The sequence below is a fragment of the Serratia sp. 3ACOL1 genome (assembly GCF_003668775.1).
In the GTDB taxonomy this organism is placed as follows: Bacteria; Pseudomonadota; Gammaproteobacteria; order Enterobacterales; family Enterobacteriaceae; genus Chania; species Chania fonticola.
On record NZ_CP033055.1, the window covers coordinates 1,316,337 to 1,339,639 of the forward strand.

The 23,303-nt window shown below is 53.4% G+C and carries 23 protein-coding genes and 2 tRNA genes; 9 read left to right on the plus strand and 16 right to left on the minus strand.

The window, feature by feature from the left end; all coding sequences use genetic code 11:
- Window positions 1-53 precede the first annotated feature (53 nt).
- From D9980_RS06115 to D9980_RS06125, 3 genes are all read right to left on the minus strand, one after another.
- Window positions 54-130, minus strand: a tRNA-Val gene (locus D9980_RS06115).
- Between the two features lie 21 nt (window positions 131-151).
- Window positions 152-228: transfer RNA gene (locus D9980_RS06120), tRNA-Val, on the minus strand.
- A 192-nt stretch (window positions 229-420) separates the two neighbouring features.
- Window positions 421-1,797 (minus strand): MATE family efflux transporter, encoded by a 1,377-nt coding sequence (locus D9980_RS06125; protein WP_121606725.1) that lies wholly within the window; start codon window positions 1,795-1,797, stop codon window positions 421-423.
- Between the two features lie 279 nt (window positions 1,798-2,076).
- Between D9980_RS06125 and D9980_RS06130 the strand changes: the two genes are divergently transcribed.
- Both D9980_RS06130 and D9980_RS06135 read left to right on the plus strand, forming a co-directional pair.
- The gene (locus tag D9980_RS06130; RefSeq protein WP_024486163.1) at window positions 2,077-2,727 is read left to right on the plus strand and encodes a riboflavin synthase; all 651 of its coding nucleotides are present in this window, start codon (window positions 2,077-2,079) and stop codon (window positions 2,725-2,727) included.
- A gap of 36 nt (window positions 2,728-2,763) precedes the next feature.
- Window positions 2,764-3,057 (plus strand): I78 family peptidase inhibitor, encoded by a 294-nt coding sequence (locus D9980_RS06135; protein ID WP_037374799.1) that lies wholly within the window; start codon window positions 2,764-2,766, stop codon window positions 3,055-3,057.
- Between the two features lie 40 nt (window positions 3,058-3,097).
- On the opposite strand, the gene cfa is transcribed toward D9980_RS06135, so the two are convergent.
- Window positions 3,098-4,249, minus strand: a complete 1,152-nt coding sequence (gene cfa, locus D9980_RS06140) for a cyclopropane fatty acyl phospholipid synthase (protein WP_121606726.1) — start codon at window positions 4,247-4,249, stop codon at window positions 3,098-3,100.
- A gap of 340 nt (window positions 4,250-4,589) precedes the next feature.
- Window positions 4,590-5,795, minus strand: a complete 1,206-nt coding sequence (punC, locus tag D9980_RS06145) for a purine nucleoside transporter PunC (RefSeq protein ID WP_121606727.1) — start codon at window positions 5,793-5,795, stop codon at window positions 4,590-4,592.
- A gap of 125 nt (window positions 5,796-5,920) precedes the next feature.
- Between punC and punR the strand changes: the two genes are divergently transcribed.
- Entirely contained in the window at window positions 5,921-6,898 is a 978-nt protein-coding gene (punR, locus tag D9980_RS06150) for a DNA-binding transcriptional activator PunR (protein WP_046808204.1), read from the plus strand.
- Here punR and purR read toward each other — a convergent pair.
- Window positions 6,895-7,920, minus strand: a complete 1,026-nt coding sequence (gene purR, locus D9980_RS06155) for an HTH-type transcriptional repressor PurR (protein WP_021804552.1) — start codon at window positions 7,918-7,920, stop codon at window positions 6,895-6,897. The two genes, punR and purR, sit on opposite strands and share 4 nt — an antisense overlap.
- 324 nt (window positions 7,921-8,244) lie before the next feature.
- Between purR and D9980_RS06160 the strand changes: the two genes are divergently transcribed.
- Entirely contained in the window at window positions 8,245-8,334 is a 90-nt protein-coding gene (locus tag D9980_RS06160) for a YnhF family membrane protein (protein ID WP_158006235.1), read from the plus strand.
- Window positions 8,335-8,398: 64 nt separating this feature from the next.
- On the opposite strand, the gene sodB is transcribed toward D9980_RS06160, so the two are convergent.
- Both sodB and D9980_RS06170 read right to left on the minus strand, forming a co-directional pair.
- The gene (gene sodB, locus D9980_RS06165; RefSeq protein WP_021178097.1) at window positions 8,399-8,977 is read right to left on the minus strand and encodes a superoxide dismutase [Fe]; all 579 of its coding nucleotides are present in this window, start codon (window positions 8,975-8,977) and stop codon (window positions 8,399-8,401) included.
- Between the two features lie 216 nt (window positions 8,978-9,193).
- Complete coding sequence (locus D9980_RS06170) at window positions 9,194-10,009, minus strand: C40 family peptidase (RefSeq protein WP_024486436.1); 816 nt, start codon at window positions 10,007-10,009, stop codon at window positions 9,194-9,196.
- 410 nt (window positions 10,010-10,419) lie between these two features.
- Here D9980_RS06170 and D9980_RS06175 point away from each other — a divergent pair, with 410 nt between their 5' ends.
- Window positions 10,420-10,767, plus strand: coding sequence for a Grx4 family monothiol glutaredoxin (locus D9980_RS06175; protein ID WP_172413932.1), 348 nt, complete (start codon window positions 10,420-10,422; stop codon window positions 10,765-10,767).
- Window positions 10,768-10,964: 197 nt separating this feature from the next.
- On the opposite strand, the gene rnt is transcribed toward D9980_RS06175, so the two are convergent.
- The 6 genes from rnt to D9980_RS06205 all read right to left on the minus strand — a co-directional run bounded on the left by rnt (window position 10,965) and on the right by D9980_RS06205 (window position 16,786).
- Window positions 10,965-11,654 (minus strand): ribonuclease T, encoded by a 690-nt coding sequence (gene rnt, locus D9980_RS06180; RefSeq protein ID WP_121606728.1) that lies wholly within the window; start codon window positions 11,652-11,654, stop codon window positions 10,965-10,967.
- A gap of 69 nt (window positions 11,655-11,723) precedes the next feature.
- Window positions 11,724-12,131, minus strand: coding sequence for a lactoylglutathione lyase (gloA, locus tag D9980_RS06185; protein ID WP_021178093.1), 408 nt, complete (start codon window positions 12,129-12,131; stop codon window positions 11,724-11,726).
- A 312-nt stretch (window positions 12,132-12,443) separates the two neighbouring features.
- On the minus strand, window positions 12,444-13,541 hold the full coding sequence (locus D9980_RS06190; protein WP_121606729.1) for an alkene reductase: 1,098 nt from the start codon (window positions 13,539-13,541) through the stop codon (window positions 12,444-12,446).
- A gap of 81 nt (window positions 13,542-13,622) precedes the next feature.
- On the minus strand, window positions 13,623-14,228 hold the full coding sequence (locus tag D9980_RS06195; protein ID WP_037413224.1) for a TetR/AcrR family transcriptional regulator: 606 nt from the start codon (window positions 14,226-14,228) through the stop codon (window positions 13,623-13,625).
- A gap of 162 nt (window positions 14,229-14,390) precedes the next feature.
- Window positions 14,391-16,022, minus strand: a complete 1,632-nt coding sequence (gene eptA / locus D9980_RS06200) for a phosphoethanolamine transferase EptA (protein WP_121606730.1) — start codon at window positions 16,020-16,022, stop codon at window positions 14,391-14,393.
- A gap of 122 nt (window positions 16,023-16,144) precedes the next feature.
- Complete coding sequence (locus tag D9980_RS06205; RefSeq protein WP_046808205.1) at window positions 16,145-16,786, minus strand: NAD(P)-dependent oxidoreductase; 642 nt, start codon at window positions 16,784-16,786, stop codon at window positions 16,145-16,147.
- Window positions 16,787-16,924: 138 nt separating this feature from the next.
- Between D9980_RS06205 and D9980_RS06210 the strand changes: the two genes are divergently transcribed.
- From D9980_RS06210 to D9980_RS06220, 3 genes are all read left to right on the plus strand, one after another.
- Entirely contained in the window at window positions 16,925-17,854 is a 930-nt protein-coding gene (locus tag D9980_RS06210; RefSeq protein WP_024486928.1) for a LysR substrate-binding domain-containing protein, read from the plus strand.
- 21 nt (window positions 17,855-17,875) lie between these two features.
- Entirely contained in the window at window positions 17,876-18,115 is a 240-nt protein-coding gene (locus D9980_RS06215) for a DUF1289 domain-containing protein (protein ID WP_021804547.1), read from the plus strand.
- A 108-nt stretch (window positions 18,116-18,223) separates the two neighbouring features.
- Window positions 18,224-19,120, plus strand: a complete 897-nt coding sequence (locus D9980_RS06220; protein WP_121606731.1) for an aldo/keto reductase family oxidoreductase — start codon at window positions 18,224-18,226, stop codon at window positions 19,118-19,120.
- Between the two features lie 39 nt (window positions 19,121-19,159).
- On the opposite strand, the gene D9980_RS06225 is transcribed toward D9980_RS06220, so the two are convergent.
- Window positions 19,160-20,497, minus strand: a complete 1,338-nt coding sequence (locus D9980_RS06225; RefSeq protein WP_121606732.1) for a histidine phosphatase family protein — start codon at window positions 20,495-20,497, stop codon at window positions 19,160-19,162.
- A gap of 239 nt (window positions 20,498-20,736) precedes the next feature.
- On the opposite strand from D9980_RS06225, the gene sodC reads away from it, so the two are divergent.
- Complete coding sequence (gene sodC / locus D9980_RS06230; protein ID WP_121606733.1) at window positions 20,737-21,261, plus strand: superoxide dismutase family protein; 525 nt, start codon at window positions 20,737-20,739, stop codon at window positions 21,259-21,261.
- Between the two features lie 14 nt (window positions 21,262-21,275).
- Here the strand turns inward: sodC and D9980_RS06235 are convergent, their stop codons facing one another.
- Window positions 21,276-23,303 (minus strand): FUSC family protein, encoded by a 2,028-nt coding sequence (locus D9980_RS06235; RefSeq protein WP_121606734.1) that lies wholly within the window; start codon window positions 23,301-23,303, stop codon window positions 21,276-21,278.

A 23,303-nucleotide genomic window follows, 5' to 3' on the forward strand; every position in this document is an offset into this window, starting at 1 on the left:
TTAAATTGGGTTGCCGTTAGGCGAGAGATAATACTGGGAAGCGAAACAAGAAGTGGTGCGTCCGAATGGACTCGAACCATCGACCCCCACCATGTCAAGGTGGTGCTCTAACCAACTGAGCTACGGACGCACTGTGCTACTTTCAGGAATTTGGTGCGTCTGAATGGACTCGAACCATCGACCCCCACCATGTCAAGGTGGTGCTCTAACCAACTGAGCTACAGACGCATCTTTTCCCTCTCTGTCATGGCTGACAGCGGGGACGAATATTAACGAGCAACCTGGCTGCTGGCAAGGGGAAAAACGCAATTTTATTTGGTATTTCACGCGATTGCTGAGCTTATGTGCAGTAAGGCGGTTTTTTCTGCAATGGCTGGCGAGGAACTCGCCGGTTTGCCTGTGACAAACCGGCGAACGCTATTAACGGGTGGAACGCTGCAAAATCAACGCCGGGGGTTGGCGCTGCAACCAACGCATCCGCAATACCATCATGATGGCGGCGAAGGTCAGGCCAATAATAAAGCCGAACCAGAATCCGCTAGGCCCCATCGCTGGCACGATGTAGTCCGTCAGCGCCAGCAGATAGCCGCTTGGCAACCCGAGAACCCAATAGGCCACAAAGGTGATATAGAAGATCGCCCGGGTATCTTTATAGCCCCGCAGAATACCGCTACCGATCACCTGGATGGAGTCGGATATCTGATAAATCGCTGCCAGCAGCATCAGATGGGAGGCCATGGTCACGACCGCAGGGTTATCGTTATACAGCAGGGCGATAGACTCGCGGAACGCGGCGGTGAACAATGCCGAGCAACTGGCCATGGCGATGCCTACGGCAATCGCCGCATAGGCGGCAATCCGAGCGCCCTCTACCGAGCCTTCGCCCAGACGGTGTCCAACACGAATAGTCGCCCCAACGCCGAGCGACAGCGGCAGTACAAACATCAGTGAGCTGAAGTTCAGGGCAATCTGGTGCCCGGCCACCGCGACGATGCCCAGCGGTGAAACCAATAATGCCACCACGGCAAACAGCGTCACCTCAAAGAACAAGGCCAGGGCAACCGGCAGACCAATACCGATCAGGCGTTTTAACGCCTGCCAGTCCGGACCACGATGTGCACCTTCCTCCAGCTTGATATCCCGCAGCGAGGACGCACGTTTGGCATACCAGCGCATCATCAGGAACATCATCCAATACACGCTGGCGGTGGCGACACCACAACCGACGCCGCCCATTTCCGGCATGCCAAACTTGCCGAAAATCAATATGTAGTTGATCGGGATGTTGATCAGCAGACCCAAAAAACCGATTACCATGCCGGGCTTGGTTTTGGATAAACCTTCACACTGGCCACGGACGACCTGGAAGAACAAATAGCCGGGAGCTCCCCACATAATGGCATGCAGGAAACCAACGGCCTTTTCAGCCAGCAGCGGATCGATGTTGTGCATCATGTCGATCACCAACTGGCTGTTATAAATCACGGCGATAATGAGTAATGAAACCCCTGATGCCAGCCAAAAGCCCTGGCGCACCTGATACGCGATACGATCGCGGCGACCCGCGCCGTTGAGCTGGGCGATCACCGGGGTCAAGGCCAGCAGTAAACCGTGGCCGAACAGGATGGTCGGCAGCCAGATAGAGGTCCCGACGGCAACGGCGGCCATATCCGTGGCGCTATAAGAGCCCGCCATGATGGTATCGACCACGCCCATTGCGGTTTGGGATATTTGCGCGATGATGACCGGAATTGCGAGGGTCAATAAACTACGCGCCTCAATAAAGTACTTCTGCACGTATACACCTTTCTAATTATTTATGGGGAAGGGGTGTCGCTGCATCAGCAACAACTAAAAACTGCGGAATATGCCGAAAAGATTGTACCTGCTAGCCGGGGTTAAGCAAAGGTTGTAACGAAATAGTTATACTCGTCGTCTTGAAACTACAGTGCTGTTAGCCCCCAGGGCATAAACTAGGCAAGCACTGCTTTTTTGCCGTTGTGCGTTTGGTTTTCTGCCGTAACTGGGGCAAACTGCTTACAGCGCGTTGAACATAGTCATAAAGAAGAGGCCAACATGTTTACCGGTATCGTACAAGGCACCGCCCCGCTGGTTGCCATTGATGAAAAACCCAACTTCCGTACCCACGTTGTTGAAATGCCTGATGAGCTGTTACCAGGGCTGGAGTTGGGGGCCTCGGTGGCCCACAACGGCTGCTGTCTGACCGTCACGGAGATTGCAGGCAATCGCGTCAGCTTTGATTTGATCAAAGAGACTCTGCGGTTGACCAATCTTGGCGATCTTAAACTGGGTGATGTGGTCAATCTGGAAAGAGCCGCCAAGTTTAACGATGAAATCGGCGGGCACCTGATGTCCGGGCATATTATCTGTACCGCGGAAGTCACCAAGATTTATACCTCGGAAAATAATCGCCAGATCTGGCTGCGTATGCCGAATATCGATTTGATGAAATATGTGCTGCATAAGGGTTTCATCGGCATTGATGGCATTAGCCTGACCATAGGTGAGGTGGTCAATAACCGTTTCTGCGTGCATTTGATCCCGGAAACCCTTGAGCGCACCACGCTGGGTAAAAAGCGCCTGGGGGATAAGGTCAATATAGAAATCGATCCGCAAACTCAAGCGGTGGTGGATACCGTCGAGCGTGTGCTAGCTAATCGTGAGGCTGCGTTAGCTGTCACCAAGCCGTCTGTACCCAAAGCCTGATAACCCTGCACCAATAACCACATATAGGAGCCAAACGTGAAGTTTTACGGGAAAACGATGATGCTAGCGGCGCTGTTGGCGCTGACCGCCTGTTCAAGCTCCCCAGAACAGGCGAACTCACAGTCTGCCGAGGCTGAAGATGATACCTGTGGTGCATCGCAGTATCAGAATTATGTGGGTAAACCGCTGTCTGCGTTGGACGGGGTCAATATTCCCCAGCAGGTTCGGACTATTCCTTATAACTCGATGGTAACCATGGACTTCAATCTAAAGCGCTTGAACTTCCTGGGTGACAGTGAAGACAAAATCATTCGCGTTTATTGCGGTTAATAACCCTTTACCCCAACCCTGTGGGTTGGGGTAAAGGATTTTAGCGGGGAACTCGCAGACCGCCTTCGACGCCTTTAGGGCTGAATACCACCTGCCAAAGTTGAATATCGCGAGCGCGGAACGCTCCTGCGCAGGCATTAAGGTAATAACTGAACATCCTTTCAAAACGTTCGGAATAGCGCGATGCCAGCTGTGGCCAGCTGTGTTTGAAACGTTCATACCAGGCCATCAGGGTGCGATCGTAATCTGCGCCGATATTATGCCAATCTTCCATGACGAAACGGCCTTCGCTGGCCTGGGCAATATGTTTCACCGACGGCAGGCAGCCGTTGGGGAAGATGTATTTATTGATCCACGGATCAACGTTCATATCGGTCTCGTTGGACCCTATGGTATGCAACAGGAAAATGCCATCAGGTTTTAAATTACGTTCCACCACCTCGAAATAGGTTCGGTAGTTCTTCGGCCCAACGTGTTCGAACATGCCGACCGAGACGATGCGGTCAAACTGCTGGTGGAGATCGCGGTAATCCTGCAGCAGAATTTCCACGTCCAGCCCGGCACAGCGCTCTTGCGCCATTTTCTGCTGTTCGGCGGAGATGGTGACCCCCACCATGGAAACGCCGTAGTGCTTGGCCGCATAAGCAGACAGACCGCCCCAGCCACAGCCGATATCCAATACCCGCATGCCGGGCCGCAGGTGCAGCTTTTCGCAAATTAGCCGTAGCTTGGCTTCTTGCGCTTCTTCCAACGTCGTGGCCTGTTGCCAATAGCCGCAGGAATATTGCATATAGGGATCCAGCATCTGAGTAAACAAATCGTTACCCAGATCGTAATGCTCTTTGCCAACGATCCAGGCACGTTTTTGGGATTGCAGATTGGTCAGGCGGGCGGCGGCAATACGCAAGATATCCTTCAGGTGGTGGGGCAGTTTCTTTTCCAGGCCAGCTGCGACAACCCGCTGAAAAAACATGTCCAGCCGTTCACACTCCCACCAACCGTCCATATAGCTTTCGCCCAGCCCCAGAGAGCCGTCTTGCAGTACGCGTTTAAAGAAATTGGGATTATTGATCTGAATATCGAAAGGGCGTGAACCATTGATTTCAATACCGGCCATGCTAAGCATTTCATGAGCGATACGATACCAATGGTTATCCTGGATGCTCAGATCTTCTATACACGATGAACTCATAGCTTCTCCATCACCTTCTTCTGACTTATGATCCTGCAGAATTTAGCGTAGACAATTTCTACAGGGACATACGTATACCTACGGTAAAAATTCACCGTGGTGTCTGAAATCCGACTTGAACAGAGGAAATTTAAGAGACTCCCTGCGTCAAAGGACGCGGGTAAATGCAACCTTAAATAAAGTGTGATGCCATCCACGTACGCAGCAGTTGCTGCAATAAGAGCTTAGTATAACTGTTATTCTAAAAGGTCGTTTTTGAGTATAGGCTTGCCGAGGCGTAGACTCAACTGCAAATCGCGCTCGGCAAGAATTTTCATTAAGTGACTATTTACATAGGTAATTATGAGACGGAGTCGGCATGCTCCGGCCGTGTTACCTGAGTTTCATCCGTTCCTTTCCCACGCTGGATCAGATAGCCCAAGGCCGCTAAAAATACGGTAGCAACCATTACGGTAGCCGTGGCTAACAGCGGTTGGGCGATAAATGCCGAAACCAACAGGCTGGCGATAAAACATAATCCCAATTGTAGCGTGTTTTGCAGCGCAGCGGCTTTGCCACTGTTGTTGGGGAAGGGCATCAACGCATTGGCCACTAAAATAGGATAGCTGGCACCGTTTACTAACGCCATAAAGCAGAACGGGATCAGCAGAGTGGTCAACGTCGGTTCGCTCAGGGTGGCAATCAGATACAGCGCTACCATGCTGATGCCATAAGCTACCAACAGCCATGGCAGCAAGGTTTTGCCAGAAATGCGATTTAAGGCGCTACGGCAGCTGTAACCTCCTAATAAGAAAGCCAGCGTTTGTGGCACATAACTCAGGCCAATATCGTTGGGACTATACCCCATATCGCCGAGGATAAAGGGGGAGCCCGTCAGCCAGGCAAAGAACCCGGCAGAACAGGCGGCAAAAACCATCACGTTGCCGCTGAACACCGGGGATTTCAAGATCTGCATAAAGCCAAGGCTGGGCTTTTTATCGGCGGAAGGTACCAGTCTGCTACGGTCTTTCAGCAGTAAGGTGGGGATCAGCAGCAGGGCAGTGATCCCCAGCAGCACGGCGAAGATGGCCCGCCATCCCATATGGTTGAGCAACCAGGCGCCCAGCAGCGGGGCCAGCGCCGGAGAGAGGGCAACCAGAGGCATAATGGAGGCAAAAACGCGGTTGGCTTTGCCATCGCGGTAGCGATCGACCACGATCGCCTGCCAGGTGACGGCGGCGGAACACACGCCAATGGCTTGAATAAAGCGCAGTGACCACAGTTGTGCCACGTTCTCGACCCAAAGCATACCGAGGCAGCCGACGGCGAACAGCGCCAGGCCAATCAATAACACGGGTTTACGGCCAATACGGTCGGACAGCGGCCCCCACAGCAACTGGGCAAAGGCAAAGCCTGCCAGGAAGATACTCAGGCTGGCGCTGATCGCCCCAGCGGAGATTTGCAGATCCTGCTGCATTGCCCCAAAGGCGGGCAGGTACATATCGGTAGCCAGATAGCCCAACATGCTCAGGCCGGCCAGGTAGAACATAAATCCAAAATTTCGCATTGCTATTTCTCGTTAAAATTATGTTGTCGCAGGTTTTGAAGCGCCGGCAAGTGTATACGGCTGGATCTCTGCTTGTGAAACGGTAATATTTGCAAGGTGCTGTTAAAAAATTTGAAGGCAAACTTATGTGGTCTGAATATTCACTCGATGTGGTAGATGCGGTAGCGCGGACCGGCAGTTTCAGTGCGGCGGCACAGGAGTTGCACCGAGTTCCTTCTGCGGTGAGCTATACGGTACGCCAACTGGAGCAATGGCTGGCGGTACCGCTGTTTGAACGCCGTCACCGCGATGTGGAACTGACGCCAGCGGGGGCGCTGTTTGTTAAGGAGGCGCGGGTTGTTATCAAAAAAATGCTCGATACCCGACGACAGTGCCAGCAGGTGGCCAACGGTTGGCGCGGGCAACTGCGGATTGCGGTCGATCTGATCGTCAAACCTCAGCGCAGCCGCCAACTGGTGCTGGATTTTTATCGCCATTTCCCCGACGTGGAACTGATAGTGCAGCCGGAAGTATTCAACGGCGTATGGGATGCGCTAGTCGATGGCCGTGCGGAGATGGCCATTGGTGCAACGCGGGCGGTGCCGGTGGGTGGCGGTTTTGCCTTTCGCGATATGGGCTTTATGAATTGGCTCTGCGTAGTACATGCTAAACATCCGCTCGCCGCCTTGCAAGGAAAGCTGCGCGACGATCAGCTACGGCCTTATCCCTCGTTGCTGTTGGAAGATACTTCGCGCAATTTACCCAAGCGGGTGACCTGGTCGCTGGACAACCAGCGGCGGCTGACCGTGCCTGACTGGGTTTCGGCGGTAGATTGTTTGCGTGCCGGGCTGTGTGTGGGCATGGTGCCTGCACATCGCGTATTGCCGTTGGTGCAAAGTGGCGAACTGGTGGTGTTGACACTGCATGAGCCTTTCCCGCCCAGCGCTTGCTGCCTGACCTGGCAGCAAAACGCCCAGTCTCCGGCCATGGCCTGGCTGCTGGACTATCTGGGCGATAGCGAAACGCTCAATCAGGAATGGCTCAGTGAAGAGGATCCGGGGGGTAATCGGGCGCAGCATGCGGCGCCTCTACGGAGAAATATGGGGTTAAGGCACAGTATTTAGCGACGGTAATCGACAAAAGGACCATCGGCGACTGAGCGGCGCTCGATGAGTTTTGGATGCACTTCAATTACCTGCGATTCTTCACGCTTGCTGATGATACGATCCAACAGCATGGTAAAGGCCATTTCGCCCAGGCGCTCTTTCGGCTGGTGAATGGTGGTCAGCGCCGGGGTGAAGTAGCGGGCATTACGCACGTTGTCGTAGCCAATAACCGAGATATCCTGCGGTACACGCAACCCCAGCTCGTCGGCGGCGCAGATCGCCCCCATGGCCATAATATCGCCGCCACAGAAAACGGCGGTTGGGCGATGTTTTTGCGACAGGATCTGATGCATGGCTTTGTAGCCAGATTCAGGCTCGAAATCCCCCTGCACGATCCATTCTTCGCGCACTTCGATGTTGGCTTCCTTCATAGCTTTCAGAAAGCCCTGGTGGCGACCTCCACCGGTATTACGCGCCAGTTGACCAGGAATTGCACCGATGTCACGGTGGCCACGTTCGATCAGGTAGCGGCCTGCCAGGTAACCGCCCTCGAAGGCATTGTCGATAATGGTATCGGTGAAGTCTCCGCGTGCGGTACCCCAATCCATCACTACCATGGGAATATTACGGTAATCTTCCAGCATGCCCAGTAGCTGATCTGGATATTCTGAACACATCACCAGCAGGCCATCGACGCGCTTTTGCGCCAGCATCGCCAGATAGGCTTGCTGTTTATCCAGATTATTGTGCGAGTTACACAAGATCAGGGTATAGCCTTTGCTGTAGCAGCTGTTTTCTACCGCTTCGATCACTTCGGCAAAATAGGGGGCCTCGCTCGAGGTGGCGAGCAAACCGATCGATTTGGTGTGATTGACCTTGAGGCTGCGGGCGACGGCGCTGGGTGAATAGTGCAGCTCTTTGATGGCGGCCCAAACGGCCGTTTTGGTATCTTCGGCGACGAAACGCGTTTTATTGATAACGTGCGAAACGGTAGTGGTAGAAACGCCAGCGCGTTTGGCCACATCTTTAATCGTTGCCATGTAAAAAATGACTCCTAAACCCACATGTTACAGCATGTAAGTATGATGTTAATCGTTTGCCTACGTAGATCCTTTCCCAGATAAGCGAAAACTGAGTTTTTAGTGCTGAAGTCGTAAATCGCTTGAACAGGGAGGGGCAGTTTATCGGTACGCAGTTGTGAACTGCGGATTTTGTCGCATATTGAAGAAAAGTGGAAGAGCTAATCGGTAATTATCAGCGGGGAAATCATAACAAGATTTTAATCACGAACTGTGGGAAAATGATTTGACGTATAAACTGTGTGGCTTATGCTCTGGAAAAGCCAATCTGAGAGGGAGTTGTATATGGATACCAATTTGAAGATGTCATTACTCACCACCGTGGGTGCTTTGGCAATGATTATTGCTTTCAGTTTTATTGCCGCATTGAACTGATCCGCAGCAGAAAAACAAAGGCGCAGCTTGATGCCGCGCCTTATTATTAGCTAGCCACCCGCCGTTAAGCCAGGTTTTCTGCCACGAACGCCCAGTTCACCAACGCCCAGAAGTTTTCCAGGTACTTTGGCCGCGCATTGCGGTAGTCGATGTAGTAAGCATGCTCCCACACGTCAACGGTCAATAACGGAACGTCTGCGCCGGTCAGCGGGGTTGCCGCATTTGAGGTGCTGACGATCGCCAAACTACCGTCCGCTTTTTTCACCAGCCAGGTCCAGCCAGCGCCGAAGTTTTTCACGGCGGCATCGGTGAACTGCTCTTTAAAGGCGGCGAAGGAGCCGAATGACTTATTGATCGCCTCTGCCACTGCGCCCGTTGGCTCGCCACCACCTTGCGGTGATAAGCAGTGCCAATAGAAGGTGTGGTTCCAGACCTGAGCGGCGTTGTTGAACACGCCGCCGGTGGAGGTCTTGACGATCTCGACCAGGGATTTGCCTTCGAACTCGCTACCTTTCACCAGATTGTTCAGGTTAACCACGTAGGTGTTATGGTGCTTGCCATAGTGGTATTCCAGCGTTTCTGCGGAAATGTGCGGTTCGAGAGCGTTTTTCTCATATGGTAATGCAGGTAATTCAAACGACATTGCTTTCTCCTTTTATAGACAATACGCCTCTCCGACGCTGCAGGCCTAAGGGGGGCCGAGGGCGGAAAAACGCAATTGCACCACTTTTGTTATGGTTATTAATCTTAACAACTTTCGGAGGGAAAAGAACATCCAAAGTGTGCCAAGTGACTGATTGTTTAAAGTTGCAGCGGGTGATAGAGAGCACGGCCGAGCAGTTGGCTCAGCCGTGAAAGGTTAACGGATGGTGGTAGGGGTCACTACGCGGCGGGCACCAATGTAATGGTTTTGCCAATAGTCGTTATCCAACTGACTGATGCGAATTTCTTCACCGGTGCGCGGTGACTGGATGAACTTACCGTTACCAAGATAGACGCCAACGTGATCGGCGGTGCCACGGTTGTTGATGCGGAAGAACACCAGATCGCCTTTCTCCAGCTCATTACGCTTGATCGGCGCTGCATCACGCAGGTGGTACATTTCGTTGGCGGTACGCGGCATTTTGATTTTCACCACGTCTTTGTACGCGTAATAAATCAGCCCGCTGCAGTCGAAGCCTGTACCAGGTGACGACCCACCCCAGCGATAGGGTTTGCCCATTTGCCCCATCAGCTTGGCCATGGCGGTCTGTTTGGCGTGCTGATAACGTTTTTTGTGAGCGGCGGAAAGTTTCAACGGCTTTTCGCGGCCAGCTAATTTTGCCGTAGCTTTGCCTTCTTCACGATGGCGACCATAACCTTTTTTATAGCCTTTTTTAGGCGGAGTTACTTTTAGCTTGGCCGTTTTGGTTGCCTGGCTTTTGGTTTTAACGCTGGTGGTTTTTTTGGCGGTCTTTAAGGTTGCTGGTTTGGTTTTTAGCGTTTTCGGAGGGGTGGCTGCCTTCACTTTTTTATTGGCTTTCACCGCTTTCTTTTTCTTGCGGTCGTCTGGCCGGGCTTCATTAACGTGACTCTTGCGCTGCTCGGCAGAAACACGTGCCTGTGGCGCAGCGTGCGCCAAATTGAAGAAGAGCTGCGTAAATAGCAGCACAAAAAGTGTAATAATTAACCGCATATCGACGTTACCAACCTTGGCTCCGAAACAGAAATCGAATGAGTCACAGTATTCCCGAAATTCACCCTATAAAACAGCGTGGATCTCATAAATACTAATCCATATTGTGAGAAAACGTTAATGGCATTTTTATTGTTGCAAAATCAAACGCCTGGCGCCTAAAAAAGCGACAGAGATCATGTGGTTGGCTTATTGCTCGCCGGCATTGGGCAGGGCAAATATAATAGTGAAACGTCCCGATTAAAAATGTTATTCTGGGGCCATGTTTTAACCGGTTCGGTGTGTCCGCCGCTTTTGCTAAGGCAATCAGAGAATGTCCCTGCAAAAGATGGCGTTTTCTTGGCACCGGTCCTGCCGCTACAATAGCCAGTGTGATGCATGTTGTAGCCATGATGTGGCTTGAGGAAGCAATAATGACGACGATTGAAAAAATTCAGCAGCAAATTTCTGCCAACCCGATCCTGCTGTATATGAAAGGCTCACCGAAATTGCCAAGCTGCGGTTTCTCTGCTCAGGCCGTGCAGGCGCTTTCAGCCTGTGGCGAACGTTTTGCCTATGTTGATATTCTGCAAAACCCGGACATCCGCGCTGAGCTGCCAAAGTACGCAAACTGGCCAACCTTCCCGCAGCTGTGGGTTGATGGTGAACTGGTTGGCGGCTGCGATATCATCATCGAGATGTACCAGCGTGGTGAACTGCAGCCGTTGATCAAAGAAACGGCCGAGAAGTATAAAGATCAGGAAGACCAGCAGCCTTAATGGCGCAGGTTTTTACCAAATAAAATCGGGCGGCACCTTTAACAGTGCCGCCCGATTTTTTTATACCCGTCGTCTTTCAAACCGCAGCGTTGTTACCTGCACTTGCTCACCCCAGTCACTTACTAAAGTAAGCTCCTGGGGATGAGCAAGCTTGTCGCCTAGCTGCGGCTTGAAATCCATAGGGTATACGTTCTAAATTACTCCGCGCCGTCATTATGGCTGTTGGCAATCGGCCAGCCACCGAGACGTTTCCAGCGGTTGACCAATTCACAGAACAGTTGGGCGGTTTGCTGGGTATCATACAGGGCTGAGTGTGCCTGGCTGCTATCAAACGGCATACCGGCGGCGATACAGGCTTTAGCCAGTACTGTCTGCCCCAATACCAGCCCGCTAAGCGCAGCAGTATCAAAGGTGGCGAACGGATGGAACGGGTTGCGCTTCAGGCTGGCACGTTCGGCGGCAGCCATCAGGAAACTGTGATCAAAATTGGCATTATGCGCCACGATGATCGCCCGGTTACACCCCTGATCCTTAAGACCTTTACGTACGGCTTTGAAAATCGCATGCAGCGCATCATATTCACTCACTGCGCCACGCAGTGGGTTATGTGGGTCGATACCGTTGAAGGCCAGCGCTTCCGGTTGCAGGTTCGCCCCTTCAAACGGCTCTACATGAAAATGCAGCGTTTCATCTTGCTGCAACCAACCATTTTCATCCATTTTCAGCGTGACGGCGGCAATCTCTAGCAGCGCATCGGTCTGAGCATGAAACCCAGCGGTTTCCACATCAATAACAACGGGATAAAACCCACGGAAACGGCCACTCAGGGCGTTAAGATCACTTTTTTCGGCCATCAGTTTCTTATCTTTAGCGAATTCAGCGCGCATTATGACAAATTTCTTGTCTTGGTGCAGCGGAGATAGAAAGCAGGGCGCAGGGGGCGCCCTAGAGAAACCTCAGTTACCGAGGCCGTGACCTGCGTGCTTGTTCTCGATCAGTTCAATCTTGTAACCGTCCGGATCTTCGACGAAGGCAATCACGGTGGTACCGCCCTTGACTGGGCCGGCTTCGCGGGTGACTTTGCCACCGGCCTGACGGATGTTGTCGCAGGTGGCTGCTACATCATCGACGCCCAGTGCCAGATGACCAAATGCGGAGCCCATGTCGTAGCTGTCTACGCCCCAGTTATAGGTCAGCTCGATGACCGAGCCTTCGCTTTCATCGCTATAACCCACGAAGGCCAACGAGTATTTGTACTCGGTGTTTTCGCTGGTACGCAGTAAGCGCATGCCTAATACCTTGGTATAGAAGTCGATGGAGCGTTGCAGATCGCCGACACGGAGCATGGTATGGAGTAAGCGCATAATTTCCTCTGATTGGATATGCCGCGGCTGACGGCAGGTGACTTGAACAGCGTCAGACAGTATAGCCTTGTCGCATAAGGCAATTCAACGCGTGCGGTTGGTGATGGGGTAGGTTACGTTGTCACAAACAAAAAATAGCTGCGGATAATAGTGCAGCAGGCGGGAGCCATACAGAACGCCGACACGCCGTGGATCCATCCATGGAGGCTCGTATCGCGCATCCATGCGCTCAACGGTCGGCTAACCTGTATGGCTCCCACCCGGCTCAGCCTTGAGGCGTCGCGGTATTCAGCGCACCTATTTAGCTGAGCTTTACAGTGTCGGGTAATCGGTATAACCCTCGGCACCGCCGCCGTAGAAGAAATCGGCACGCTGCTCGTTGAGTGGAGCCTGGTGTTTAAAGCGTTCCACCAGATCTGGATTGGCGATATAGCTGCGGCCAAAGGCGACGGCATCAATAAAGCCTTGGGCGATCAACTCTTCCGCTTTCTCCGCCGTATAGGCACCCGCGCCAATAATCACGCCTTGGAAGTGCGCTCTTACTGCATCGCGGAAGGCGGTTGAGTAAGGCTTGCCACCGGCCCAATCTGGCTCGGAAATATGCAGGTAGGCGATACCGCGCTTGTTCAGCTCTTCGATCAAATACAGCGCCGCTTCTTCCTGATCTTCGCCGTTGTCCAGGCCATTGAACGGGCCCAACGGTGAGATACGGATACCAACGCGATCGGCACCGATTTCGGCAATGCTGGCATCGACCACTTCCAGCGTCAGACGGGTACGGTTTTCAATGCTGCCACCGTATTGGTCGGTACGTTGGTTGGACGCCGGAGACATAAACTGGTGCAGCAGGTAACCGTGCGCGGCGTGCAGTTCAATATAGTCAAAACCGGCCTCACGCGAGTTGGCAGCAGCCTGGCGGAAATCGTTGACGATCCCCGGGATTTCGTTGGTTTCCAACGCACGTGGGGTTGAGGTTGGCACACGAACCCAGGCACCGGTTTCATCACGCACCGTGGTGCGGGTTTCGGCATTGATCGCTGAAGGCGCGACCGGAGCCTGCTGGCCCGGCTGCAAGCTTGAGTGGGAGATACGCCCTACGTGCCACAGCTGCACGGCAATATGGCCCTGTTTGTCATGTACTGCCTGGGTGATTTTTTTCCACGCGGCGATTTGTTCTGGGGTATGCAGACCGGGAGCTCCGGCATAACCTTTCGCCTGGAAAGAAATCTGGGTGGCTTCGGTGATCAGCAGGCCAGCGCTGGCACGCTGTGCATAATATTCCGCCATCAACGGCGTTGGGATGTCACCTGGCTCGATGCTGCGCAGACGAGTCAGCGGAGCCATGAACACACGGTTGGGGAGGGTGGTGTGGCCAACTTTGAGCGGAGAGAACAATTTTTCAATCTTCATAGTGCATCCTATAGTATTAGACCAGTCGACTAGTGATGATAAACAATATCGCTACAATGTCTTTCGGGTAAAAAAGGGAGTTTATGGCTGCGCTGGGCGCAACAGCAATTCGATACTTTCCAGCGCACAGGTCAGTGGGGCGACCGAGTGGCGGATTTTAGCCCGCAACGATGCGCCCAACCACAGCGAATACAGCGTTTCCGCCGTGGCCGCTGGGCTCATGGTGACAGCCAGTGAACCTTCACGGATGCCGCGTTCGATCGCGTCTTGCAGATGACCGATCACGCGGCTGGTGCCCGCTTCCAAGGCATGGCGCATAGGTTCAGAAAGATCGCTGACCTCTGCGGAGAGTTTCACTGCCAGGCAAGCGTTATGGCACTCACTACGGCAGTGGAAGCTGATGGCCTGGGCGTAATAACTTAATAACTGATTACGCGCATCGCTGCGGCTGTCGGCAAATAGAGCCTGCATTTGAGCGTCGTAATGGGCAAAATAGCGTTGCAACATTGCTTCGCCGAAGGCTTCCTTCGAGCGAAAATAGTGATAGAACGACCCTTTGGGCACGCCAGCGGTAGCGAGCAACTCACTGAGGCCCATGCCGGTAAAACCAAGGCGCAGGCTGAGCGTTTCGCCGGTAGCGAGCAGATGTTCTCGGGTATCCCCGTTGCAATTCGTCTGTTTTGTCATAATGAAAATGAGAATAATAGACCGATTGGTCTAGGTCAAGTCGCAGATAAAAAAACCGGTAAAAAAATTCCCGGTTCTGACGGTAAACAGTCGACCAACTTACATTCTATCGAGGTGCTGCACAAGACCTCATACCGTAGGGGCGCCACATGCTGCGCCCGTCTAGTTGCGACAGCGCTGCAGAATATCCAGGTCGGGCTGATATTGACGTGACTGGACGTTTAACATGCCCAACAGGGTGTGGAACAGATTATCCTGTGAAACCTTATCGATCTCCGCCAGGGATTGCAGGCATTGGCGGTTAATGCCGAAATTGCGTTCATAATCGGCCGACATCCACATCAGGAAAGGCACGTGGGTCTGCTGAGAAGGCGCGAACATATACGGCGTACCGTGCAGGTACATGCCATTCTCCCCGAGCGATTCACCGTGATCGGAAAGATAGACCATCGCCGTATTGAATTTGCCGCTGTATTGCTGCAACAGCTTGATGGTGTTGTCCAGCATGGCGTCGGTGTACAGTAGCGAATTGTCGTAGGTATTCACCAGTTGCTCGTGGGTACAGTCCTGGATCTGGTTGCTGTCACAGGTTGGTGAGAACTGACGTAATTCTGGCGTACTACGGCGATAGTAGGCCGGACCGTGGCTCCCCATCTGATGCAGTACGATCACACCGTCCTCTTGCAGGCCGTTGATATAATCGTCCAGTTTATGCAGCAGCACATTATCCATGCAGACATCGCCGTCGCAATACTGTGAAAGCTTCAGTTTGGTCATGTCGATATGTGGGATACGATCGCAGGCGCCCTTACAACCGCCGTCATTCTCGCGCCACAGCAGGTTGACTCCAGCATGTGCCATTACGTCCAGTATGCCTTCCTGGTGTGCGGCCAAGGTGGCGTCGTAATCGCTGCGTGGCATGTTGGAGAACATGCAGGGCACGGAGATAGCCGTTTCGGTACCGCAGGAACTGGCATTTTTGAAATAAACCACATCGTCCTGCTTCAAGCGGGGATTCGTCTCCCGTGAGTAACCACCTAGCGAAAAATTCTCCGCCCGCGCGGTTTCACCGACCACCAGTATCACCAGGGTCTTCTTGGCCTGGCTGCTAATCACCGGGCCTAAATGGGCATCTTCACCAATTTTGACCAGCGGCAGATTTTGGTGGAAATAGCGGTGTTGAGCGTACTTGATGGTGCCAGCCACAAAATTGCTTGGGGTGAGCATTTTCACCACGCTTTTATTGTTGCGGATCAGCGAGGCGTAATCTTTGTAGAACAACGCCGCAACCAACAGGATCACCACCACGGAAAGCATCACATTGGCCGCGCGCAGGCCAATCATGTACCACCAAGGGCGGGTTTTATTGATGCGTACAAAGCACACGAAAACGGCAGGCAAAATACCCAGCAACAGCAGCCATAGCCCCATACGAGGGGTGAGCAACGCCGTCGCTTCCTGCGGGTTGGTCTCGAAGGCGTTCTGCATCATATTGCCATCAATCACCACGCCGTAGCTGAACATAAAATAGTTGGCCGCCGCGCTGCCGAGCAGCAACAGAATAACCAGAGGTTTACGCAGGAACGGAATGGTTAATACGCTGAAGATAATATTCAGGGCACAGAAAATAACCACCGGCATAGTCGCCGCAAAAATGATGCTATGTACGCTATCAAAGGTGATATATGACCAGGCCTGGTGAATAAATAGCAGGTTCTGGAAAAGCGTGAAGAATAGGGCGCAAGCCAGGATAAAACCCAAGCTGTTGCATTGTAATGATTGACGTAAGCGCATTGCCAAATCTGGATCCTGCCATGAGGTAATGCGCCGAAATTTACCAGATGAAACTTAAGATAACCTTAGACGTAGTGAGCGGCAGGACAGCGGCTGCAACGATTACAGCCGCTGGCGGACGATTAATAGGCAGCGGTAAACTGTGCCTTGATGAACTGTGGTTTTTCAACTTCGTCGATAATGGCAACCGCGAGGTCTTCTACCGAAATATTGGCTGGTGCGTCCCCCTTCATCAGCAATTGTGTCGTGCCCAAACGGAACTGGCCGGTACGCTTGCCGGGTTCCAGCAACGCGGCAGGAGAAAGGTAGGTCCAATCCAACTGGGTTTCTTTTTTCAACGCATTACGTAAATCCCGTACCGCCTGGGCCCCTGGACGAATATTTTCCGGGAACTGCGGGGTATCAACCAGCTCAACTCCTGGAGCCACTTCCAGGCTGCCGGCACCGCCAACGTACAGCAGGCGTTTAACCGCGGATTGTTTTACCGCCGCCAGGATCTGCTGAGCACCTTTAGCGGTTTTCTCATACAGATCCGCTTCTGCCCAACCTGGGTTATAGGCGCTGATCACGACATCATGGCCAGCTAACTGTTGTGCCAACCACGGGCCGTCGGCCACGTCACCCAAGGCGATGGTGAGATTGGCATTATCCGGCAGATCTTTTTTCTGACGGGCGATGGCGGTCACTTGCAGGCCGCGGGCCAAAGCTTCATCGACTACGCGGCGGCCAACAAAACCGGTTGCTCCAATAATGGCGACTTTCATGAGGTCTCTCCTGTGAAATGTTTTTTAACGGGTTGCCGTACCACTCAGTGGCGGCGCAGTAGAAATACTATAAGCCTTAACAATGCGGCTGATTAGTGCCATATTTATGCTTTCTTGATTAAGTAAAACTTCATAATCATGGATAAACTGAATCGAATGGCGGTATTCGCCACCGTGGTGGCCGAGGGATCTTTTGTTGCGGCGGCCCGTCGGCTAGAGATGACGCCTTCTGCGGTCAGCCAGCATATGAGGTCGTTAGAAAAGTCGTTGGGCGTGCCGTTATTACACCGCTCGACTCGCCGCTTGGCACTCACCGATGCGGGGGAAGCCTTTTACCCCGGCTGTGAAGCCATGTTGCAGGAAGCACAGCGCGCGGAGCAGCGGCTGGCGGAACTGCGGGATACATTGGTGGGCGAACTACGTATTGCCACCACCGTCGGGATCGGTAGCGGCCCCTTGGCGGAGGCTCTGGCTCCTTTGCTGCTGGCGCACCCGAAGCTGACGCTGCGCATTCTGGCAGATGACCAGGTAGTGGATATGATCGAGCAGCGGGTAGATATCTCACTGCGCGTAAATCTACAACTGGCAGATACCAACCTGATTGCTCACCCGCTGACCGCCTGGCCCATGGTGCTCTGTGCCGCGCCGCGTTATCTTAGCCAGCATGGCGTGCCAGAAACGCCCCAGGAACTGGTGCAACATCGCTGGATCACCGGCAGCGGTCACGGGCTGCATCTCGATTTACATCACCATGCGGGTGAAACATTCAAACTACGCCTGGCGGCGGGGCAGGTTGTCAGTGGTAGCATGAACGTGATCCGGGCCTTTACCCGCAATGGTCTGGGGATTTCCGGCCAACCGCTGTATGAAATTGGTGACGAACTGCGCCGGGGAGAATTAATCGCCCTGTTACCGCAGTGGCGGCCAGCGCCATATCGGCTGCATGCGTTGACTCTGGAACGGGTTCTGCCGGAGAAAACGCGCCAGGCGCTGCACTATTTGCGAGAATATTTTCGCCGTCATGGGGAAAAGCCACTTGCCAATGGCCCCGATGACGTCTTCAATTAGCATGACAACGCAGGAGGACGTGTGGCGCAGCAACTCGAGTTCTTTGACATCCCAAGCCCGTGCCGTGGCATTTGCCAGGCCGATGAGCGCGGCTATTGTCGTGGTTGCCTGCGCAGCCGCGAGGAGCGCTTTGGCTGGATGCAAATGAACGATGTCCAGAAAAAGGACGTTCTGCGCCTGTGTCGCCAGCGTTACCTGCGTTCATTGCGTACCGGCAAGCAGCCAGAAGAGATCCCGCCAGAGCAGCCCTCGCTGTTTTAACTTTATTGCTGATTTTCTCGATCTGCCGCACGTTAAGGCTACTTTTGCGTTTCCTACGGCTTGGGCGCTTGTGTATGCTGGCGTTAACTATTGTCATGAGGTTTAACAATGCTGAATCGTATTAAGCTGGCACCACTTGGGCCTGAGTTCTCACGCATGATTTGCGGCTACTGGCGTTTGATGGAGTGGGGCATGTCACCGCAGCAGTTGCTGACGTTTATCAAGCAACACGTTGAGCTAGGGGTGACCACGGCGGACCACGCGGATATTTATGGTGGCTATGCCTGTGAGCAGGCTTTTGGCGAGGCTATCAAGCTACAGCCCTCGGTGCGCCAGGGGATGGAGCTGGTGTCGAAGTGCGGCATCGCTACCACCGCCAAGCCGGGTAACCCAATCGGGCATTACATCACCGATCGCGAGTATATTGTGCACAGCGCAGAGCAGTCTTTATCGCACCTGCATACGGACTACCTGGATTTATTGTTGATCCATCGTCCCGATCCGTTGATGGAGGCCGATGAGGTAGCAGAAGCCTTTGTGGCGCTGCATAAAAGCGGCAAGGTGCGCCATTTCGGCGTTTCGAACTTTACGCCAGCACAGTTTTCCTTATTGCAGTCGCGTCTGCCGTTCTCACTGGTGACCAACCAGGTCGAGATATCCCCGATTTATCAGCCAGCGATCCTCGATGGCACCCTGGATCAATGCCAGCAACTGCGTATTAAACCGATGGCCTGGTCTTGCCTGGGTGGCGGGCGGTTGTTCAGCGATGCTGAGTTCCAGCCGTTACGCGATGAACTGCAAACGGTGGCGCAAGAGATTGGTGCCGAAACCATTGAGCAGGTGGTGTATGCCTGGGTGATGCGTCTGCCTTCGGCACCGCTGCCAATTATCGGCTCCGGCAAGATCGAACGCGTACGTTCGGCCCTGAAGGCGCAAGAGCTGGCCTTGAGCCGCCAGCAGTGGTTCCGCATTCGTAAAGCGGCACTAGGTTACGACGTACCTTAAGTTGAGCTGGTAAGGCTGGCATTGTGCCAGCCTTTGCCACTACTTCACTTGCATAACGCTGAAGGTTTCGTTTTTATATGCCAAGGTGACAACTTGCAGCCCTTGGCTTGGTTGCCATGAGGAATCTGGCAACCGCTTGTTAAAGAATGCATTCAGTATTAGCGGGTGGGTGAAGACGATCACTTTACCCTGGCTAAATTCATATTTTTGACCGATAGCGGACAGGAACTTATCCAAACGGTAGGCGGCAATCTCGCCATTCTCGCCTTCATCTGGCGCAACAAAGCGGATCAGGTTGTTGGCAGAGAACAGGTTTCTCGCCGCTTCGCTCTGGTCGTTTTTCAGCGTTGCCACCTTTTCTGCCTCCCAGTGCCCCAGGAACATTTCGTTCAATTGATTATCTTGCTGAACCGGGATTTGATGGTCAGCCATCACGCGTTGGGCGGTTTTGTAGCCACGCCCCAACTCGCTGCTATAAGCCGCGATAAACCGGGTGGATTTTAGCGTGCGGTGTAATTGCTGGTTAGCCTTTTCGCCCGCGTCGGTGAAGTCTGAATCTGTGGTGCCTTCCATGACACCAGCCTGCTGCAATTGGGTCAGCGGATTAACGACCAGAGTGATTTCCAGCGGTGGCAGGGCCTTTGCTCTGGCGTAGCCAGATTTAAGATAATCGGTATTATTAAAATCGATAAGATGGAATTGGCCATCCTTGAACTCCAGCACCGAGACGCTGGTATTAGCTAACCCGGCCAGTGGTTGGTTGGCGCGGTATTTTTGCAGGTAGAACGCCATTGATGAGTGGGCGGTAACCAGAATATTACCATCCTGATCGGCATGCTGTGTGGCAATCTGTCGCAATGCACCTTCAAAGCGCGCCGAAAAATTAGCCATATTTTCGGCATTGACCGGGGATTTGAACGCGGGATCGTTATAGGCGCCGAAATAGAACGCGAAGTCGTTGCCAGAATGGCCGAATTTATCCGTCAGATCGTCAATTCGGCCTCCTTCGGCGTCGCCCCACGAGATATCTTTCAGATCGTCAATCTGCTTCACCTGCATGTTGCGGCCACGCAAAATCTGGTTGGCGGTTTCATAGGCCCGGCCCAAGGTGCTGCTATAACCGGCGATAAACTCTACTTCTGCCAGCCCCAGCCCTAAACTGCTGGCGTCATAACGGCCTTTTGGGGTCAATTGGGCGTTACCGCCACCGCCAATGGTCATTTCCTTGATATTGGAGTAGGTCTGCCCGTGGCGAACTAAATAAAAGCGCAGCGTTTTTGTCTGTTCTGTGTTGGCCTGATCTTGCGATAGCGCTGCGGTGGGCTGCCATATCATGGCTAAAAACAGAGTGACCAGCGGGATTATTTTCTTTTTCACGCACTATTCCTTTTAATTATCAGCAAGATTGCAGCTTAAGAAATAAATGGCGCTGGGACCTTTGTGTTAATGACACTTGCCGATGCAGGGTGGCAGAAAACCAAGGAATAACGGGAGGAAGGTCACAAAATATTATAACCGACTCAGTGGCTGCGCTGATTAACGGTGGTTTCCACTGTGGCAGGATTTATTCGGTATATACTCCCTAAGGACTATAACTATCGCATGGAGATTGAGTGATGAAACGTTATTGGTGTGCGGCATTGGGTTTGATGGCCTGCGGCGTTGCGCAGGCGGCAACGGTTGATGTCGAAATGAATCTGGTGACCGGCCAGGGAATTGGTCAGGACATTGGTAAAATCACAATTAGCGAAACGCCTTACGGCCTGTTGTTCACCCCGCAGCTGAAAGCCTTGCCTGCTGGTGTGCACGGTTTTCACGTTCATGAGAAAGGCAGCTGTGAGCCGGGTATGAAAGACGGCAAGGCGGTAGCCGCACTGGCTGCGGGTGGCCACTTTGACCCTGAAAAAACCGGCAAGCATCTCGGGCCTTATGATGCCAACGGGCATTTAGGCGATTTGCCAGCAATCTATGTCACAGCGGACGGTATGGCTGACACCCAGGTCCTGGCTCCGCGCTTGAAGAAAATCAGCGAAATCGAAGGCAAAGCGCTGATGGTACACGCCGGGGGGGATAACCACTCCGATCAACCCAAGCCTCTGGGTGGTGGTGGCGATCGCTTCGCCTGTGGCGTAATCAAATAAATCAGCCGCCTGCGTCAGCCTGGCGTGGGCGCTGTTGCCGCTTCCTGTGGAATGATTGCCTGCTGCAATTGTTGCAGTGAGCAGTACAGCCGCCAAATCAAACCCGCCAAATCACGAGCTGCCTGTTCTGGATGCTGGGCAAGCGCATTACTCATACGCTGCAGCTCCTGCAAGGTGGCGTCCAACGACGCATGCTGCACCCCTTTCTCAGTCATGACTCCCTTCAAACAATGAATACAGACGTCGCGCACGGCGGCCAGCGGATCTGAACGGGTTTGCCAATCACGCAGTTGCCAGACAACGTGGCTGCAGTTCAGCAGCACGACTCCCCAACGCAATAGCCAGGTGCGAGCCTCCTGATCCAGGCTTTGATTCAGTTGACTGATGCGGTGATAGATACGCGACTCAAACTGGCTTTCGCTTTGCTGCGGTTTCTTACTCAACTGATCGATGAAATCACGGCGTAACGCGCGGATAATCCGTCGGCTTTTGCGTTTGTCCGAACTGGGCCGCAGGATTTGGAACGCCAATCCGGCCAACAGCACGCCGGCAATCTTGGCGAGACTGTCATTGATATAGCCCTGATAATCGTAGCTCGGCGGGTTGGTCACGGCGAGAAACGATCCCATAAACACGATCAACTGACCCCATAGTGGGGCATAGGGGGGATTTTGCAGTTTCATCATCTGCATCGTGACCAGGGTCGGGAACAGGAAGGCGCAGAACACCCAGAAGTCGTCGATCTGGATCATCAGGCCAAACTTCATCACAAAGCAGAAGGCAAACAGCAGGGAAACGGCCTTCAGTAAGGTGGTGATGGATTTGATCGGCGAAGGGGTAGAGGAATAGAGCACGCAACTGATCGCGATCAGCGTCAGCGCAGAGCTACCGGCGTCCCACTGGGTAGTGATCCAATAAGCGCAACCGATCAGGATGCACAAGAAGGTGCGAAGCCCGTTGTAGGCGGCCTCAACGCTGTCGGTATGGCGCGCGAGTGAGGTAACCCGCGGTGGTTCGATATCGCTGACCTGGGTAGCGCTTTCCAGCCGTTGTAGCCAACGGGTACAGCGCAGATAGAGCCAGCAAAAGTGGCGCAGGCGCAGGAAGAAGGCCCGATGGCGATAATCGGCTGGATCCTGGGGAGCGATGGCGACCAGAATATGAGCCAGCCGGTATTTATCTGTGGTGGGGTCGCGTAATTCATTCAACACCTGCTCCAACACCGCCGCCAGATTCTCCGGACGATCTGGCCAGTTTAACAACATGCGGCGCAGGCTGGAGATGACGCTGGTGATGCGCAATTGCTGGTGCAGCATGTAGTTGAGGATATTGTTTTGCCGACGCAGCCGGTAATGGCTCCAGAAGGCCTGAATACGCAGCAGGTTCATGGTGAGGATCTGGCCGATAACGCCCTCGTGGGAGGTACGCATCCGCAGGCTGATTTCCGGTTGCCACAGCATGGCGGCGTGTTCCAGCAGGCGTAAGTGCATGCGGCGTAGCGATACCAGCAAAGTCTCACCATCCGACGTGCTTGGCAGGATCATCATCATCAGGCCGCCGCACAGGATACCGGTGATCACCTCACAGACGCGTGCCTGGGTGATATCAAAAATTTGCTGGGTGTCGGTAATATTAACCGTGCCAAACACGATGATCGCGGCGGTATAGCCCGCCAGGGCAAAGGCGTAGGAGACATTGTTCTGGTAGTGGTTGGAAATGTAGGTGCACAGCCCCAACCAACTGGCAATCGACAGGGTGAACAACCAGGGATCGTTCAGGCAACCGGCAATCAGCAGTGAAGCCATGGCGCCGATCAGGCTGCCAAAAATGCGGCCAATGCTTTTGCTGATCACGCCGCCAACCGTCGGGAAGCTAACGACGGCGGCGGAGGTTAGTGCCCAATAGGGCTCATCCAGCTGTAGAACGAAGGCGACCCACAGAGCCAGACACATTGCCAGGGTGTTGCGTAACGCATAGCGCCACTGCCCTGCGGTGGCTTTACCCCAGGGCGAGCGCTTCCATTCAAGAAAGGGCAGGTTCAC